The organism is Cupriavidus sp. UGS-1 (genome assembly GCF_021213615.1).
Classification (GTDB): Bacteria; Pseudomonadota; Gammaproteobacteria; order Burkholderiales; family Burkholderiaceae; genus Cupriavidus.
This window is the reverse complement of sequence record NZ_JAJQJF010000003.1, coordinates 166,969-182,144: the sequence shown is the minus strand read 5'-3', so window position 1 is coordinate 182,144 and position 15,176 is coordinate 166,969. Positions and strand designations below refer to the sequence as shown.

The 15,176-nt window shown below is 67.1% G+C and carries 15 protein-coding genes; 7 read left to right on the top strand and 8 right to left on the bottom strand.

Annotated elements, in window-relative coordinates:
• Nucleotides 1-719: 719 nt before the first annotated feature.
• Nucleotides 720-1,640 (bottom strand): LysR substrate-binding domain-containing protein, encoded by a 921-nt coding sequence (locus tag LRR16_RS05780; RefSeq protein ID WP_232205128.1) that lies wholly within the window; start codon nucleotides 1,638-1,640, stop codon nucleotides 720-722.
• Between the two features lie 137 nt (nucleotides 1,641-1,777).
• On the opposite strand from LRR16_RS05780, the gene LRR16_RS05775 reads away from it, so the two are divergent.
• From LRR16_RS05775 to LRR16_RS05765, 3 genes are all read left to right on the top strand, one after another.
• Nucleotides 1,778-3,247: an amidase gene (locus LRR16_RS05775; protein ID WP_232205127.1), complete on the top strand. Its 1,470-nt coding sequence runs from the start codon at nucleotides 1,778-1,780 to the stop codon at nucleotides 3,245-3,247.
• A 75-nt stretch (nucleotides 3,248-3,322) separates the two neighbouring features.
• Complete coding sequence (locus LRR16_RS05770; RefSeq protein ID WP_064575173.1) at nucleotides 3,323-4,318, top strand: tripartite tricarboxylate transporter substrate binding protein; 996 nt, start codon at nucleotides 3,323-3,325, stop codon at nucleotides 4,316-4,318.
• Nucleotides 4,319-4,538: 220 nt separating this feature from the next.
• On the top strand, nucleotides 4,539-5,033 hold the full coding sequence (locus LRR16_RS05765; RefSeq protein WP_232205126.1) for a Rid family hydrolase: 495 nt from the start codon (nucleotides 4,539-4,541) through the stop codon (nucleotides 5,031-5,033).
• 141 nt (nucleotides 5,034-5,174) lie between these two features.
• Here LRR16_RS05765 and LRR16_RS05760 read toward each other — a convergent pair whose 3' ends face one another.
• The 3 genes from LRR16_RS05760 to LRR16_RS05750 all read right to left on the bottom strand — a co-directional run bounded on the left by LRR16_RS05760 (nucleotide 5,175) and on the right by LRR16_RS05750 (nucleotide 7,958).
• A complete protein-coding gene (locus LRR16_RS05760; RefSeq protein WP_232205125.1) occupies nucleotides 5,175-5,783 on the bottom strand; it encodes a glutathione S-transferase in 609 nt (202 codons plus the stop codon).
• Between the two features lie 106 nt (nucleotides 5,784-5,889).
• Nucleotides 5,890-7,122 carry a major royal jelly family protein gene (locus tag LRR16_RS05755; RefSeq protein ID WP_232205124.1) on the bottom strand — a complete coding sequence of 411 codons (1,233 nt, stop codon included), beginning with the start codon at nucleotides 7,120-7,122 and terminating at the stop codon, nucleotides 5,890-5,892.
• Nucleotides 7,123-7,163: 41 nt separating this feature from the next.
• A complete protein-coding gene (locus LRR16_RS05750) occupies nucleotides 7,164-7,958 on the bottom strand; it encodes an SDR family NAD(P)-dependent oxidoreductase (protein WP_232205278.1) in 795 nt (264 codons plus the stop codon).
• Between the two features lie 99 nt (nucleotides 7,959-8,057).
• On the opposite strand from LRR16_RS05750, the gene LRR16_RS05745 reads away from it, so the two are divergent.
• Complete coding sequence (locus LRR16_RS05745; protein WP_232205123.1) at nucleotides 8,058-8,987, top strand: LysR family transcriptional regulator; 930 nt, start codon at nucleotides 8,058-8,060, stop codon at nucleotides 8,985-8,987.
• Here the strand turns inward: LRR16_RS05745 and LRR16_RS05740 are convergent.
• Both LRR16_RS05740 and LRR16_RS05735 read right to left on the bottom strand, forming a co-directional pair.
• Nucleotides 8,975-9,763, bottom strand: a complete 789-nt coding sequence (locus LRR16_RS05740) for an aldolase (protein ID WP_232205122.1) — start codon at nucleotides 9,761-9,763, stop codon at nucleotides 8,975-8,977. The genes LRR16_RS05745 and LRR16_RS05740 overlap by 13 nt on opposite strands.
• Nucleotides 9,764-9,774: 11 nt before the next feature.
• A complete protein-coding gene (locus LRR16_RS05735; protein WP_174780184.1) occupies nucleotides 9,775-10,482 on the bottom strand; it encodes a haloacid dehalogenase type II in 708 nt (235 codons plus the stop codon).
• 103 nt (nucleotides 10,483-10,585) lie between these two features.
• Between LRR16_RS05735 and LRR16_RS05730 the strand changes: the two genes are divergently transcribed.
• Nucleotides 10,586-11,455 (top strand): LysR substrate-binding domain-containing protein, encoded by an 870-nt coding sequence (locus LRR16_RS05730; RefSeq protein WP_053823966.1) that lies wholly within the window; start codon nucleotides 10,586-10,588, stop codon nucleotides 11,453-11,455.
• Here the strand turns inward: LRR16_RS05730 and LRR16_RS05725 are convergent.
• The gene (locus LRR16_RS05725) at nucleotides 11,438-12,103 is read right to left on the bottom strand and encodes a glutaminyl-peptide cyclotransferase (protein ID WP_232205121.1); all 666 of its coding nucleotides are present in this window, start codon (nucleotides 12,101-12,103) and stop codon (nucleotides 11,438-11,440) included. The two genes, LRR16_RS05730 and LRR16_RS05725, sit on opposite strands and share 18 nt — an antisense overlap.
• 90 nt (nucleotides 12,104-12,193) lie before the next feature.
• Entirely contained in the window at nucleotides 12,194-13,414 is a 1,221-nt protein-coding gene (locus LRR16_RS05720) for a helix-turn-helix domain-containing protein (RefSeq protein WP_232205120.1), read from the bottom strand.
• Nucleotides 13,415-13,575: 161 nt separating this feature from the next.
• Between LRR16_RS05720 and LRR16_RS05715 the strand changes: the two genes are divergently transcribed.
• Both LRR16_RS05715 and LRR16_RS05710 read left to right on the top strand, forming a co-directional pair.
• Nucleotides 13,576-14,355 (top strand): DUF899 domain-containing protein, encoded by a 780-nt coding sequence (locus LRR16_RS05715; RefSeq protein ID WP_232205119.1) that lies wholly within the window; start codon nucleotides 13,576-13,578, stop codon nucleotides 14,353-14,355.
• Nucleotides 14,333-15,163, top strand: a complete 831-nt coding sequence (locus tag LRR16_RS05710) for a DUF2182 domain-containing protein (protein ID WP_232205118.1) — start codon at nucleotides 14,333-14,335, stop codon at nucleotides 15,161-15,163. Before LRR16_RS05715 ends, LRR16_RS05710 begins: the two co-directional genes overlap by 23 nt.
• The last annotated feature ends 13 nt before the right edge of the window (nucleotides 15,164-15,176 follow it).

Below are 15,176 nucleotides of genomic sequence, written 5' to 3'. Positions count from 1 at the left end.
TCAAGCAAACTGTTCTTCCATACTGGCACCAAACGATTGAATGGAAACAAGGGGAACGCGCCACATTCGATCAGGTCTTCGATAGGCCAAGCCCACAGTTTTCGGGTGGCAGTACTGTAGCGCTTGACATCTTCGGTATTTTGAAACGCCAGTACCGCCACATCATTCTCTTTCTCGCAATAAAGGCACCATGATCCGATATCGGACGCACACACGTATCGGTCCACTCGATAAATCCATCCATCCTCTGGGCCGCCGGCGCATATAGCCTCCCAATATCGGTCGCGCGAAGTGCTTGCATCGATAAAAATGGAGGAAATACCGTCATACGCTAGATCGCATGATTTATCTAGATTCACGAGACTACATACGCTTGAGTTCTCGATTCGCATCAATTCCGCTATCGCATCGATGAATTCCGGACAAAATATCCGGTCGGACTCACAGAAAACATACGCAGCCCATTTCCCGCGGAATACCCGATTTGGAAGCAAAACGTCCGGGACCATGGCGTTCTTTATGTTTTCCAACGCGGAACATCGTCCCGCATGATTTTTTTCCATAACGTTGATGATTGGCTACGTCTTAATGGGTTTACGACCGTGGCGGGAATAGTCTGAGACGCATCTTAAGTTGAAAGCGCGGACGGAGCCCATGCCCGGAACTAGCGGAGTGTACGCACTCAGCATCACTGCTTGCTACGGCATTCGACGGCCGAACTACCTAGCCTCACCTTCGCCCGCTAAGCTCTCCCTTAAGAACCCCAAAAACCCCCTCACCCCCTCCGGCAACGTCCGCCCCGCCAACGTCTGCAGTTCAATCGAACGTCCCTTCATCCCCCGTTCCCGTATCACGGCGGCGTGCAGCTCCCCGCGGCGCAGCCGGTCTCCCACCGTCACCGCACCCGAAATCGACAACCCGCCGCCATGCAGCACAAAGCTGGTCAGCGTCTCGAAATGATTGGTGACCAGCACCGGCTCGAACACGATGCCGCGTTCGCCGGCGGCGATATCGAATAGCTGGCGCACCGTGTTGTCGGCCTCGGGCAATGCCAGCGGATACGGCTGCATCTGGGCCAGCGTCACGCTGCGAAAGCGAGCGAGCGGGTGGTCGGGGCGCATGATGGCGATTACCGGCGCCGGCTGCCGATGCTCAACGCGGATGCCCTGTTCGCCGGCGCGGCTGTAAGTAATGCCGATGTCGGCGTCGCCATGCAGCACGATGCCGGTGACTTCAGCGGGCGGTGCCACGCGTACATGGAAATGCAGTCCCGGATAGCGCTCGCGGAATTCGGCGATGCATCGCGGCAGGAAGTCAATGGCGAAGCCGGCCGAGCTGGCAATGCGCACACGTCCGCGCCGCAGGCCCTGCAGCGCGGCGATTTCCGAGACGACGCGGTCGGCCTCCAGAGCGCCGCGCAATGCGTAGGCGGCCAGTAATTCCCCAGCCGCACTGGCCACCATGCCGCGCGGGCGGCGATCGAATAGCGGCACGCCCAGCAGCGCCTCGAGCGAGGCGACCTGGCGGCTGACCGCCGACACGGTGACATTGAGCCGCTGGGCGGCTTCGGTCAGCGAGCCGCTGCGGACGACTTCGAGGAAATAGCGCAGCGAGGTGTCCTGCAGACGGTGCGACAGCATCGATTCGGCTCTCCGGGGCAACCGTGCCCTGCTTTGGTTTGCGTTTTACGCAAGGATATTTGAAATAATCGGCGATTGTGCGAAATCCCGCCCCGCCCGTATGCTTTGCCGCATCAAGGAAGGAGACAACCGAGACCATGTCGCCCGACCAAAACGCTTCGAGCCAGCCCACCAACTCGATCGTCGAACTCGACGCCATCGCACTGTCCCGCGCCATCCACGCGCGCGAGGTCTCGTGCGTCGAGGTGCTCGACGCCTATTTCGACCAGATCGATCGCCACAACCCGCGCGTCAACGCCATCGTTGCCCCGATGGACCGTGAGACGCTGCGCGCTCAGGCGGCCGAGCGCGATGCCGAGCTCGCCCGTGGACAGAGCCGTGGCCCCCTGCATGGCTTCCCCCAGGCGCCGAAGGACATCAGCCCGGCCGCGGGCATGGTGACCACCAAAGGCTCGCCGATCTTCGCTGGCCAGGTCACTCAGACCGATGCCGCGATCTTCGCGCGCATGCGCGCGGCCGGCGCACTGTTCGTCGGCCGCACCAATTCGCCCGAGTTTGGCCTGGGCGGTCACACCTACAACCCGGTCTATGGCACCACGCGCAATGCCTTCGATCCGTCGCGCTCCGCGGGCGGCAGCAGCGGCGGCGCGGCGGTCGCCGTTGCGCTGCGCATGCTGCCGGTGGCGGACGGCTCTGACATGATGGGGTCGCTGCGCACGCCAGCAGCGTTCAATCATGTCTATGGGTTGCGCACCTCGTTCGGCCTGGTGCCGCACGGCCCGACCGATGAAGTCTTCTTCCAGCAATTCAGCGTGGCCGGCCCGATGGCGCGCAACGTGCCGGACCTGGCCCTGCTGCTGTCGGTGCAGGCGGGCTTCGATGCGCGCCTGCCGCTGACGCGCCGCTGCGAGCCGCCGGGCAGTTTTGTGTTGCCGCCGGAGCGCGACTGGAGCGGCGTGCGCATCGGCTGGCTGGGCAATATGAACGGCCAGCTACCGACCGATCCGGGGTTGCTCGATACCTGCGCCCGCGCGCTCGACCATTTCCGTACGCTGGGCTGCACGGTCGAGCCCGCCGTGCCGGCGTTCGACCTCGAAAGGCTTTGGCAAGCCTGGATCGATCTGCGCAGCTTCTCGGTGGCCGGCGCCAATGCCGCGCTGTGGCACGACCCTGCCAAGCGCGCGATGCTCAAGCCCGAGGCCGCGTGGGAAATCGAACGGGGCATGGCGCTGCCGAGCCCGCGCGTCTACGAAGCGATGTGCGTGCGCAGCGCCTGGTATCAGGCGTTGGTCCAGCTGTTCGAGCGTTACGACTATCTGGTGCTGCCCGCCGCGCAGGTATTTCCGTTCGACGCCGAATGGGACTGGCCGCACGCGATCGACGGCCGCGACATGGATACCTATCACCGCTGGATGCAGACCGTGGTGCCGGCGACGATGGCCGGTCTGCCGGCGCTGGCCGCACCGGCCGGCTTCGGATCGAACGGCCTGCCCGCCGGCATCCAGATCATCGGCCCCGCGCAGACCGATGCCGCCGTGCTGCAGCTCGGCCATGCTTACGACCTTGCGGGCGGTTTCTCGCGGGTGCGCAGTCCCTGGCTGGATTGAGCGCCGCCACATCCGGCGATCACACAGCCTCTCGATCGAATTCGAAGTTCACCACTGCTGGCAGGAGTGCCCTTGATGACCGCAATGCCCCCGAAGCTGCCCCCGAAGCGTTTCTTTCTCGCATGCACCGGCCTGATCGCCGTCCTGGCGACGGCCCCGGCCGCCGCTCAGACGTATCCGGACCGTCCGATCCGTCTGGTTGTGCCGTTTGCCGCCGGCGGCGCGACCGACGTGCTCGGGCGACTGCTGGCGGTGGGCCTCGGCGAGAAGCTCGGCCAAACCGTGGTGGTCGAAAACAAGCCGGGCGCCAGCACGGTGATCGGCGCCACGCAGGTCGCCAAGGCCGCGCCCGATGGCTACACCCTGCTGCTCGCGGCCAGCACCACGCTGACGCTAAACCCGGCGATCCGACCCAACCTCGCCTATGACCCGGTCAAGAGCTTCACGCCGCTGGGCCTGGTCGCCGACATGAGTCTGGTGCTCGTCGCCAACCCCGACACGTCGCTGCATTCGCTGAAGGATCTGGTGACGCAGGCAAAGGCCGACCCGGACAAGTTCTCGTACGGCTCGTTCGGCACCGGTTCGTCGGTGCATTTCGGCGGCGAGATGCTGAAGGCGGCCGCCGGCATCCGCATGGTGCACGTGCCCTTCAACGGCAGCGCGCCCAATCTGACGGCGCTGGCCGGGGGCCAGGTCCAGGTCGCGGTCGACACCGTCGTGGCTGGCCTGCCGCTGATCAAGGCCGGCAGGATCCGTCCGCTGGCGGTGCTGTCGCCGCAGCGCCTGCCGGCATTGCCGCAGGTGCCGACGGTCGCCGAGAGCGGCTATCCGGGCTTCCAGATGGGCACGTGGTTCGCGCTGATCGCACCGGCGGGGCTGCCCGCGCCGGTCCAGCAGAAGCTGGAGAAGGCGCTGGCCGAAGTCGTCAATGCGCCGGCCACGCGCGCTCGTCTCGTCGAACTGGCGCTGACGCCGGCCTATGGCAATGCGGCCGCGGTCAAGGCGCGGGTCGAGAAGGAGCTGCCGGAAATGCGTGCCGTCGCGGCGCGGGCGAATATCCGCGCGGAGTGAGAAATCGCCGTGGCTGGCCGTGCGGGCCAACGCGCGGAGCAATTGCACCACGACGTGCCCGCATTATTGACTGATCGGTACAAAACAAATTATCCTCGCCGGAACGCGCTTGCCCATCCGAGCGCCGTTCCCTTGAAGCAACAGTAACGGGCCCACTCGCCCGTTGTTTTTTACTGATTTTTGTACCGATCGATAAAGTCAAAATCAAGAAGCCAGCTACATGACCCAGTCCATCCCCACCCAAGTTCGACAGATTCCGACCCGCAACGGCATGGCTGTCATCCCGGCCGAGCTCGAGGCCGATGTCGCGCAGTTCCACTATGCCCCTGCCCGGCGCGTCGGCGACTTCGTTTATCTCTCCGGCGTGGTCGCCTGCAACCGGTACGCCAGGCCGATGGACGAGGCCGCGTTCTGCGACGAATTGCGTGTGGCCTTCCGGCAGATCGAGCGCTTGCTGCTGGCCTGCGGCGCGCAGTTGGACGATGTCGTCGAGCTGCAGATGTTCCATGTCTTCGGCAGCGAACGCCTGGCGCTGGATAAAGCCGGACAGCTGGCCGCGATCGGCCGCGTTCGGGACGAGTTCTTTGCCGCGCCGTATCCGGCGGCCGTAGAGCTCGGGGTTGCTGAACTGAACCCGGAAGGCGGAATCGTGGAAATCAAGGCAGTTGCATTTGCCCCGCTGGCGCGTGTCATGGACCCGGCGTCCCCGGCGTAATGAACGCCGGCAGACGGACCGCCTCAGTCGGCAAAGGACTATCGCTATTTGCTCCCTCTCCCCTCTCCCTCTCCCGCGAGCGGGAGAGGGAGGCACAACGGGTTCGCAACAGCGGCTGCCGTGGACCAGTACTCTGTCGCATCAGGCGTGCGGCAACGCCTCGAATACCGGAAAGCGCTCGGCGGCCGCCGTCAGCGACGCGATGGCCGGATGCTTGTCAGCATCGACCGCCCCCGGCAGCATGGCCTGCGTGAACGTCCAAACCACCGCGGTCGTCAATTGCGCCTGCGTCAGCGCGGTCTCCTGCACCGGCACCGGCAGGCGGGCGACTTCTTCCTCGAGCAAGGCGAAGGCGCTGGTGCGCTGGCCGTCGACGCGCTCGACCCACGGCTGGTGCTGTTTCTCTGCCGGCCGCAGCATGTGCTCGTAGACGTTCTGCACCGCCTTCTCGCAAGCGGCCAGCCCCAGACCGATCACGCGCAGGTCGCGCTGGCGCGCCGCCAGCTCCGTCGGCATCAGGCTGCGTCGGGCCAACGCCTCGACGTAGTCGATGATCAGCGTCGAGTCCATCAGCACCACGCCGTTGTCGCAGACCAGCGATGGCGCCTTGACGACCGGGTTGATGGCGCGGAACTGCTCGAAGGTGCGGAACACCGAAACCGGTTCATGTTGGAAGGACAGCCCCAGCAGGCGCATCGTGATCGCGGCGCGGCGGACATAGGGGGAATCGAGCATGCCGATCAGTCTCATCGTGTTGGCTCCTGGGGTCGATATGGGTGTGCGGGAAATCGCCATATCATCCGTTGTCCGTAGCCCACTTGCCAACCCCCATCGCTTCGAACCCGCGCCGCCCGGCTCAGTCGCGTTTGCCTGAGGTCCGATGCAGCGGCAGGCGCCACAGTTCGTAGCGCTCCTGGCCGGCCTTGACCGCCCCCGCGAAATGCCCGTTCAGATGGCTGGCAGTAAACACCAGATCGCCGTTGGGCAGCAGCGCGGGCGTATCGGGCCAGAACACGCCCTCGTCCGCCGCGAGCAGCGACATCGTGCCGGTGGCCGGGTCGTATTTGACGATGCCATTGCGCGTCACGTCCGTGATGTACAGCTTGCCCTTCGCGTCGGTGACGATGCCATCGGTATTGCCGCCGACGTCGCCCAGATCGCGCACCGCCGCGGCCAGGCTCTCCGGGCTGGCGCCCTGGTCACGCAGCAGCCGCGTCGGCGCGGCATGGATGTGCGTACCCGTGGTGACGGCCCAGTACAGCGTGCCACCATCGGGCGACAGTGCGATGCCGTTGATGCCGAGCTTCAACGGATTGCCCGGCCACACCTCGGCGCCATGCGAGACGACCTTCGCGCCGGCCTCCGGCAGCAGGCTCGCGTGGCTGTCCAGCACGCGCCGCGCCTTGCCGGCGGCAAAGTCCACCACGATCAGCCCCGCCTGATTGTCCGGCGCGCTGCGCAGGCCGCTGTCGGAGATATAGGCGATCCGGCGCCGCTCGTCGACGACGATATCGTTCAGGAAGCTGCCCTTGCGGTCGGCCACCCCATCGAGTGCGATGCGCCGGACCGTGCGTCCGGTACGCAGGTCGTAGACCATCACCTTCTGCGCGCCGGCCGGCGCCTCGGCCTGGCCCGCGACGAAACCCATGTCGAGCGCCCATAGCCAGCCGTTGCGGCGGTCGACATGAAAGCCCAGCACATTGCGCAGATGGGTGTCGGGGGCGCCATCGACCGCATTGCCGGCAACCGACGGAAAGGCCGACAGTCGGGCCGGGCCGCTCTGCACGCTCGTGTCGAGCAGGCTCAGTGTCGCCGGCGCGTCGGCCGACACCAGCCGCGGCGTGGTGACGAAGGCGCGGCCCTGTGCATCGAAATGGATGCCCGCGATTGGCGCGTTGACCGAGCCGGCGAAGGGCACCGGGTCCGCGCCCCGGCGAGACGGCTCCCAGCTGACGCCCGCATAGCTGCGCCAGCGTTCGAGGGTGACCTGGGCGGGGGAATCTGCGGCATCAGCGGAACCGGCGAAGGCCGGCACGGCGGTGAGCGCGGTCAGCGCCAGCGCGGCGAGACGGGATAGGCGAAGCAACATGATGATGTCCGGAAGGTTGGGCCGAAAGGCAGTGACGGCCATCAAAGGATCGAGCGGAACGACCCGCCCTCGACACGGACGGCAGCCCCATTGGACGCAGCGCCGAGCGGACTGGCGAGCAGCGCCACCATCGCGGCGATCTCGTCCGCCTCGATCATGCGAGCGATCAGCGAACTGGGCCGGTACGTCTGGAAGAAATGCGCTTCGATCTCGGCATCGCTCATGCCCGGACGCGGCGCGGTCTGGCGCAGGTATTCGACGATGCCGTCCGAACGCGTCGCGGCCGGCAGCACGCTGTTGACCGTGACGCCGGTCCCCTTGGTCAACTCCGCCATGCCGCGCGACACGGCCAGCTGTGCCGACTTGCTGACGCCGTAATGCACCATGTCCGGCGGCGTGAAGGCGCCCACCTCGCTGGAGATGAAGATCACCCTGCCCCAGTTCTTGTCCAGCATGCGCGGAAAGTAATGGCGCGACAGCCGCACGCCGGACATCACGTTGATGTCGAGCATGCGCAGCCAGTCTTCGTCGGTGATTTCTGCGAAGGGCCGGGCTTCGTAGTAGCCCAGGTTGTTGATCAGGATGTCCGTGGCCGGCACGGCCTCGGCCAGCGCGGCCGCGCCGCGGGCACTACCCAGGTCGGCGACGAAGCCGGACACCTTTGCGGCGGGCGCGGCCGCGGCGATCTCAGCGACGGCGGCATCGAGCTTGTCGCGATGCCGCCCGGTGACCGTCACCGCAACGCCCTCGCGCGCCAGGGTCCGGGCGATGGCCAGACCAATGCCGGCCGTGGCCCCGGTGACGATGGCAGTCTTGCCTTGAAGTTGAAGGTCCATGGAGTTCTTCGTGATCGGTTGGTGATGCCCGACTTTATTACCCGCGCCAGCGGAGATAAACTCGCCAATCGGGAATTCATCTGTGCTTCGGGGGACATAATGGCGCGCCGCTTCGACCATCTTGGGGACGTGGAGGCCTTTCTGGCGGTGGTCGAGCATGGCTCGTTCACGGCGGGCGCGGTGGCGTTGTCGACCACGGCTTCGGTGCTGAGCCGCGCCATCGCCCGGCTGGAGGCCCGGCTCGGCAGCCAGTTGCTGCGCCGGACCACCCGTCGCATCGGACTGACCGACGCGGGACGGCAATATGTCGAACAGGCTCGCGCTGCTTTCACGCTGCTCGACGACGCTGAGCGCGAGATCCAGGGTCAGGAAGGCGAACTGTCGGGAAGGGTGCGGCTCAGCGTGCCGACCACCTATGGACACTACCGGCTGCCGCCGCTGCTGGCGCGCTTCACGCGGCAGTACCCACGCGTGCAGGTGGAACTGAACATCACCAACCGCAATGTCGACCTGGTGGCGGAGGGCTTCGACCTCGCCATCCGTCTCGGCGAGCTGCCCGACAGCGGGCTGGTCGCCCGCAAGCTCGAAGACGCGGCGCTATGCCTGGTCGCGGCGCCGGACTATCTGCGCCGCGCGGGCACGCCGCGGACGCTGGACGATCTGCATGGCCACGTCTGCCTGCCTTTCGTGCTGCCCAGCACTGGCCGCATCGCGCACTGGGTATTTCGCGATGGCGAGCAGGATATCGACTGGGCCACCGCCTCCACCATCTCGATCTCGGACGATGTGCTGGGCGTGGTCTCGCTGGCCGAGCATGGCGCCGGCATCTGCCAGAGCTACGATTTCATCGTGCGCGACCGCATCGAACGCGGGCGGCTGGTCGAACTGCTGCCGCATCTGCGGGGCCGCTCGCGGCCATTCTCGCTGATCTACGCGCCGCACCGCCGCCAGTCGGCGGCGGCACGGGCGATGATCGATCTGCTGACCGCCGGTTCAGCGGCAGCACGCATGCCGCCTCACTCGAGATAGTCGGGCTCGAGCCGTGTGAGCTGACGGTGGACGCTGGCCAGATGCAGGCGCGCGCTCTCGGGATCGCCGTCGCGCATCTGCCGCGCGCACAGGGCGGCGACGTCGGCCGGCACGGGCAGCAACTTGCGACCGGTGCCGTGCGCGCGCACCTGGACCTCGGCGGCACGTTCGAGGTAGTAGAGATCGTCCCACGCCTGCGCGATGTTCGGCGCGGTTACCATCACGCCGTGATTGCGCAGGAAGGCGATGTCCGCATCGCCCATCGCGTCCGCGATCCGATCGCCCTCCAGTTCATCCAGGGCCAAGCCATTGAACGGCACCGTAGCCACACGGCCATAGAACTTCAGCGCGGTCTGCCCGGCCCATACCAGCGGCTCCCCGTCGACCATCGCCAGCGCGGTCGCGTTCGGCATGTGCGTATGAAAGGCGGCCACCGCCGCGGGTTTGCGCATGTGCAGGCGCGCATGGATGAAGAACGCCGTGGCCTCGGGCTCGCCGTCGCCATCGACCACACGTCCGTCGACATGGCAGACCAGCAGGCGCGAGGCCGTGACCTCGCAGAAGGCCAGCCCCAGCGGATTGACGAGGAACAGCCCCGGGTGCCCCGGCAACGTCGCCGAGAAATGGTTGCAGATGCCCTCCGCCATCCCGAGCCGCGCCGCCATGCGCAGGCAGGCCGCCAGATCGATACGAGCCTGCCGGACAGCGGGATCGTTCCGCAACACCGCCGCCATCTCGGCGTCGCCCGCAGCCCGGCTCGAAAGTTGATGCGCCATGGATCGCTCCTTCAGGGTTGCACCCATCCGAGCGTAGCAAATAACTGGCGCAGACCGGCGAGATCGGGCAGGACGGCGTCGGGCCGATAGTCGGGCAAGGGCTTGCGCGCCGTGCCGCGATCGATCCAGACGCAACGAAACCCCATGTCTCGCGCGGCGGCCAGATCCAGATGCGGACTCGCGCAGATATGCAGCAGCTGGCCTTGCGACACGCCGATCGCGTCATGGGCGTGTTCGAACAGCCGCGGCGACGGCTTGTAGGCCCGTCCCTGCTGCGCGGTGACGACCCGATCGATATGGCCGCCGAGCTGGGCAACGTTACCGGCGATGATGGCGTCATCCGTATTGGACACGATGCACAGCTTGAAGCCTTGCGCCTTCAGCCAGGCCAACGTCGGCACGACCTCGGGAAAAGGCGGCATCGCCGCGATATGGCGCGTCAGCGCATCGGCATCGCCGGGCTCGAACGGTAGCCGGAACGCCTCCAGCGCGGCGCGCAGCGACAGCGCCGATATCTCGGCAAAACTGCGATGCGGCGGCGTCTGTTCCAGCCGGTGCTCGTGTTCGTCGTAGACGCGAATGAATTCGTGAGGATCGACGCCGCGCAATCCCTTACTGGCCAGCAGGCGGTCGACGCAGGCCAGCAAGCCTTCGTCCCATTGGATCAGGGTGCCATAGCAGTCAAAGGTCAACCATTCCGGACGAGGGGAAGCTTGCATGATCGGGACTCCAGCTTTTACGTTGCGAATGGCTGCATGCTAAGCTGATGCAGAAAAATTCGAAAATTCGATTTTTAGCGCAATTTCATCGGCATTCCTAATCATGCTCGATCTCGAACTGCTCAAGACCTTTGTCAGCGTCGTCGACGCGGGCGGCTTCACGCGCGCCGGCGAGCGAGTCCACCGCACACAGTCGACCGTCAGCCAACAGATTCGCAAGCTGGAGGACCAGGTGGCGCAGCCGCTGCTGCTGCGCCAGCGCGCCGGCAAGTCGGTTGCTCTGACGGAGGCCGGCGAGCGGCTGCTCGGCTACGCGCGCCGTCTGGTCGATCTTGCCCGGGAGGCCGAGACGATGATGCAGACGCGGGGCAATGCCGGCGTCATTCGGCTCGGCGTGCCAGACGATTTCGATGTCAAGCGGCTGATTCCGCTGCTATCCGGCTTCGCCGCACGCCATCCAGCGATCCGGCTGGATACCGTCAACGGTTTGAGCGTGGAGCTTTCCAACCGGATCGCCCGGCACGACCTTGATCTGGCGCTGCTCAAGCGCGACGCCGACGGTGCACCCGTACTGCTCCGGCGTCCGGAAACACTGAAATGGGTCGTGGGCCGGGGCTTTGCGATGGACACCGACCCGCTACCGCTGGTGGTGTTCGGCCATGGTTGCCTGTATCGGGACCGTGCGATCCACGCGCTCGAATCCTCGGGCCGCGGCTGGCGCATCGCCTTCACGAGCCAGAGCCTGGTCAGCATCCAGGCGGCGGTCGCCGCGAATCTCGGCCTAAGCCTGCTCCCGGCCACCGCCGTGCAGGACGATCATGTCGTGCTCGGCGCTAGGGCCGGATTGCCTGCCCCGCCGCCGACCGAGCTGGCGCTGATCGGCAGCGCGCGGCTGCTGACGCCCGCGCAGCAGGCGCTGGTGAACTATCTCGATGAGAAGCTGCCCGGACGCCGCCTACGCGCGCGACGTTGACGCTTCGGTCGATCCACGCCCCTTGCGCCGTACCGCCCTGACCTTCCCGCTGGGGCCGCCACCGCAGAAAAACCGATCCGCGCCATCGGACTCCAATCCCGACACGCCCATGCCCGCCGGCATCTCGATGCGCTCGATCACTTCGCCGGTTGCGGGATCGACATGGCGCAGGTCGCTGGCCTCGCCTTCCCAGGTGCCGTGCCACAGTTCGCCGTCGACCCACGTGACACCGGTGACGAAGCGGTCGGACGTCAGCGTGCGCAGCACCGCGCCGGTTTGCGGATCGACCTGATGGATCTTGCGATCGCGCCATACGCCGACCCATAGCGTGCCTTCAGCCCAGGCCAGTCCGGAGTTGCCGCCGTCGGTCGGTGCAGGGATGGTCGAGACAACCTGGCCGGTCTGCGGGTCGATCTTCTGGATACGGTCGCCGGCGATCTGGTACAGGTAGCGCCCGTCGAAGGCGGTGCCGGCATTGGCGGTGACATCGATCGATCGAAGCATCCGGCCGCTGTTCGGATCCATCGCGTGGAGCCCGTCTCCGGACGCGACCCAGACATGCTTGCCGTCATACGACACGCCGTGGACGGCCTCGATGCCGGGGAACGGACCGTACTCCTGGAGGACTTCTGCGGGAATGGTTTTCATGCTGGTTTCCTGGGTGGATGAGGGCCTGAAGGACATGGCGCGTCATCGATGGCCGAGCAGGCTTCGCGATGACGCGTTCATGCCGGCATCCTAGTCCAGGCTCGGGATCGCCGGGAGTAACAAGGTCGTCGTGATTTCCGGCACCGGCGCCGTCATCCACCGGCGCGCCCGTCCATGGCCAATGGCCTGCACCTTGCCGGCCTCTGCCAGCGCGTCGAGCGCGCGTTGCACGGTGCGTTGGCTGGCGCCGAGCGCCAATGCCAATCCGGAGCTCGACCACGATTCACCATCGGCCAGCAAGGCCAGCACCGCGGCATGCCGCTCGTCGACCGGCCGTGCCAGCACCACGACCCGCCGTGTGCCGTGCGGCACCAGCGCATAGCCGCGCGCCGTCGCGCGGATGTCGGCCAATGACCGAATGGCGGCACGCAGCCGGCCCATTTCGACACGCAGACGGGACCGATGCGAATCATCGGCATGCTTGATGCGAAAGGCATGCGCGATCAGGCTGTCGCGCGGTACATCGTCCGGCCAGGCCTCGCCCAGGGCGCGCGCGAGCACGAACAGGACCGGCCGCGTGGCCAGCGGGACCACCGTACCGGCGTGGCGCACGGCGTGGCGGCACCCGTCGACCACCAGCGTGTTCGATGCAAGCAGTGCCTCGACTTCGACCAGCCGTAGTTGTCGCGTTTCGCCGCGATCGATCAACCGGGCCGCGGGCCCGGCGAGCATCGCGGCGGTCCGGTCGACCTCCGCGGCCAGGGCCGGAATGGCCGCCCGGCGGGCCGCGTGGCGCGCGCGGTCGAGCGCCGCGGCGGCGCTGCGCGCATGCACGCGGCGCATGGCGATGCCGGCGATCACCAGTTCGTGCACGGTCCGCAGTGCCGGCGGCAGCTTCGCCGGATCGACCCCTGTCAGCATCTGCTCGGCCTCGTCCAGGCGCCCGATCAACAATAACCGGCGGCTCGCCAGATAGCGCGCATGCGCCGCATTGGCGCGGTCGCCGTTCGCCTCGAGCGTCAGGCGGGCCGCATCGAGCGCCCTGGCCGGCCAGCCAAGGTCGCGCGCGGCCAGGGCGATCTCCGCCTCGGCCACCACGCACCTGGCACGGGCAACGGGCGACCGGCTGCCGAAGGCCCGCGCGGCGCTGCGCACCAGCGCCTTGGCCCGCGCGAGGTCGCCGAGCTGCGCCATCGCGATGCCGCGCAGCGCCAGCGCCGGCGCGTCGTCGCGCAGCGCGACGCAATTGAGCGCCCCGAGCGGGTCACCCGCGGCGAGCGCGCGGGCCGCTGCCGAGATCGTCGGGTCCATTCGAATCACGCCACACTTGTCACTCCCTCCCTGTCGAGGCCGGCGCCTAATCTAGCACGACGATCCACCGGCCCGGCTTGCCGCTGTGCATTGCACAACATCCGAAGACACCGCATGACACCGCACCGTAGCCCGCGCCACGTCCACAAGGAGGAAACACGATGACCACCCATCCCACCGCCACGCGCGAACAGTGGCTGGCCGCCCGCCTGGAGCTGCTCGAGGCCGAGAAGGCGCTGACGCGGCGCAGCGACGAAATTGCCCGCCAACGCCAGGCGCTGCCCTGGCTGCGAATCGACAAGACCTACCGGTTCGATACCAACGACGGCCCCGCGACGCTGGCCGACCTGTTCCGCGGCCGCTCCCAGCTGCTGGTCTATCACTTCATGTTCGGGCCCGACTACAAGGCCGGCTGCCCGTCGTGCTCGTCGATCGCCGACGGCTTCAATGGCTTTGCCGTCCACCTCGCCAACCACGACGTCGCGCTGACCGCCGTATCGCGTGCGCCGCTTGCCAAGCTGCAGGCCTACAAGCAGCGCATGGGATGGACCTTCCCGTGGGCGTCGTCGCACGACAGCGACTTCAATGCCGACTTCAACGTGTCGTTCACCACCGCGCAGCAGCGCGACGGTGACATCGAATACAACTACCGCCGCGAGCCCGCCGTACGCGGATGGCGCCGCAACATGGAGGGCGGCGGCCAGGCGGCGGAAGACCGGATCGCCGCGATGTGCGGCACCGATACCGCTACCTTCCACCGCGACCGGCCAGGCCTGAGCGCCTTCGTGATGGAGGACGGCGTGGTCTATCACACCTACTCGGCGTATTCGCGCGGGCTGGACGGACTCTGGGGCATGTATCAGTGGCTGGATCGCGCGCCCAAGGGCCGCAACGAGACTGGTGTCTGGTGGCGCCGCCATGACGAGTACGACGAGCGCTGAGCCGGGGAACTGCTGTGCGCGCGCCGAGCCGACGTGCGGCGACGCCGGCCGCCGGGTCTTTGTCGGCGTCTGCGCCCTGCTGTTCGGGCTGTGCGCCGCGGCCACCGTGACACTGCATGGCGCGATGTCGTCGATGGCGGCCACGCCGATGCCGGGCGGCTGGACGCTGTCAATGGCCTGGACGCCGATGTGCGGGCAGACCTGGGCAGGCGCCACGGCCTCTTTCATCGGCATGTGGGCTCTGATGATGGTGGCGATGATGCTGCCGTCGATCGCGCCGGCGCTGTGGCGCTATCGCGTGGCCGCGGAGGGCACGGGGCGCGCCGCGCGCCTCACGGTAGTGGCCGCGGTGGCCTACTTCGTGGTTTGGTCGGCGCTAGGAGCGGCGGTGTTCGTCGTCGGCGCCGCGCTGGCTGCGCTTGCGATGCAGTGGCCGGAGCTGGCGCGTGCCATGCCCGCGCTTGCCGGGGTTGTTGTGCTCGTTGCAGGCGCCACGCAATTCACTGCCTGGAAATCCGGCTTGTTGGCCGGCTGCCGGCACGCGTTCCCTGCAGCGTCGCGGCAAGACGCGCGCGCCGCCTGCAGGCATGGCCTTCGTCTCGGCCTGCACTGCATCCAGTGCTGCGCGGGCGCGACCGCGAGCCTGGCGGCGGTCGGCGTGATGGACCTCGCCGCCATGGCGGCCGCCACCGTGGCAATCACTGCCGAACGCCTGGCGCCGGCCGGCGAGCGGACCGCCAGGGCCATTGGCGCCGCCGGCATTGGCGCGGGCGCATGGTTGGCCGTGCGCGGCACGGGTCTGCTCTAGCGGTGAAGGCAAA

Bases quoted from the DNA above. Each gene is read 5' to 3' on its own strand.
- LRR16_RS05780 (WP_232205128.1), bottom strand. From the start codon at position 1,640: ATGCTGTCGCACCGTCTGCAGGACACCTCGCTGCGCTATTTCCTCGAA.
- LRR16_RS05775 (WP_232205127.1), top strand. From the start codon at position 1,778: ATGTCGCCCGACCAAAACGCTTCGAGCCAGCCCACCAACTCGATCGTC.
- LRR16_RS05770 (WP_064575173.1), top strand. From the start codon at position 3,323: ATGACCGCAATGCCCCCGAAGCTGCCCCCGAAGCGTTTCTTTCTCGCA.
- LRR16_RS05765 (WP_232205126.1), top strand. From the start codon at position 4,539: ATGACCCAGTCCATCCCCACCCAAGTTCGACAGATTCCGACCCGCAAC.
- LRR16_RS05760 (WP_232205125.1), bottom strand. From the start codon at position 5,783: ATGAGACTGATCGGCATGCTCGATTCCCCCTATGTCCGCCGCGCCGCG.
- LRR16_RS05755 (WP_232205124.1), bottom strand. From the start codon at position 7,122: ATGTTGCTTCGCCTATCCCGTCTCGCCGCGCTGGCGCTGACCGCGCTC.
- LRR16_RS05750 (WP_232205278.1), bottom strand. From the start codon at position 7,958: ATGGACCTTCAACTTCAAGGCAAGACTGCCATCGTCACCGGGGCCACG.
- LRR16_RS05745 (WP_232205123.1), top strand. From the start codon at position 8,058: ATGGCGCGCCGCTTCGACCATCTTGGGGACGTGGAGGCCTTTCTGGCG.
- LRR16_RS05740 (WP_232205122.1), bottom strand. From the start codon at position 9,763: ATGGCGCATCAACTTTCGAGCCGGGCTGCGGGCGACGCCGAGATGGCG.
- LRR16_RS05735 (WP_174780184.1), bottom strand. From the start codon at position 10,482: ATGCAAGCTTCCCCTCGTCCGGAATGGTTGACCTTTGACTGCTATGGC.
- LRR16_RS05730 (WP_053823966.1), top strand. From the start codon at position 10,586: ATGCTCGATCTCGAACTGCTCAAGACCTTTGTCAGCGTCGTCGACGCG.
- LRR16_RS05725 (WP_232205121.1), bottom strand. From the start codon at position 12,103: ATGAAAACCATTCCCGCAGAAGTCCTCCAGGAGTACGGTCCGTTCCCC.
- LRR16_RS05720 (WP_232205120.1), bottom strand. From the start codon at position 13,414: ATGGACCCGACGATCTCGGCAGCGGCCCGCGCGCTCGCCGCGGGTGAC.
- LRR16_RS05715 (WP_232205119.1), top strand. From the start codon at position 13,576: ATGACCACCCATCCCACCGCCACGCGCGAACAGTGGCTGGCCGCCCGC.
- LRR16_RS05710 (WP_232205118.1), top strand. From the start codon at position 14,333: ATGACGAGTACGACGAGCGCTGAGCCGGGGAACTGCTGTGCGCGCGCC.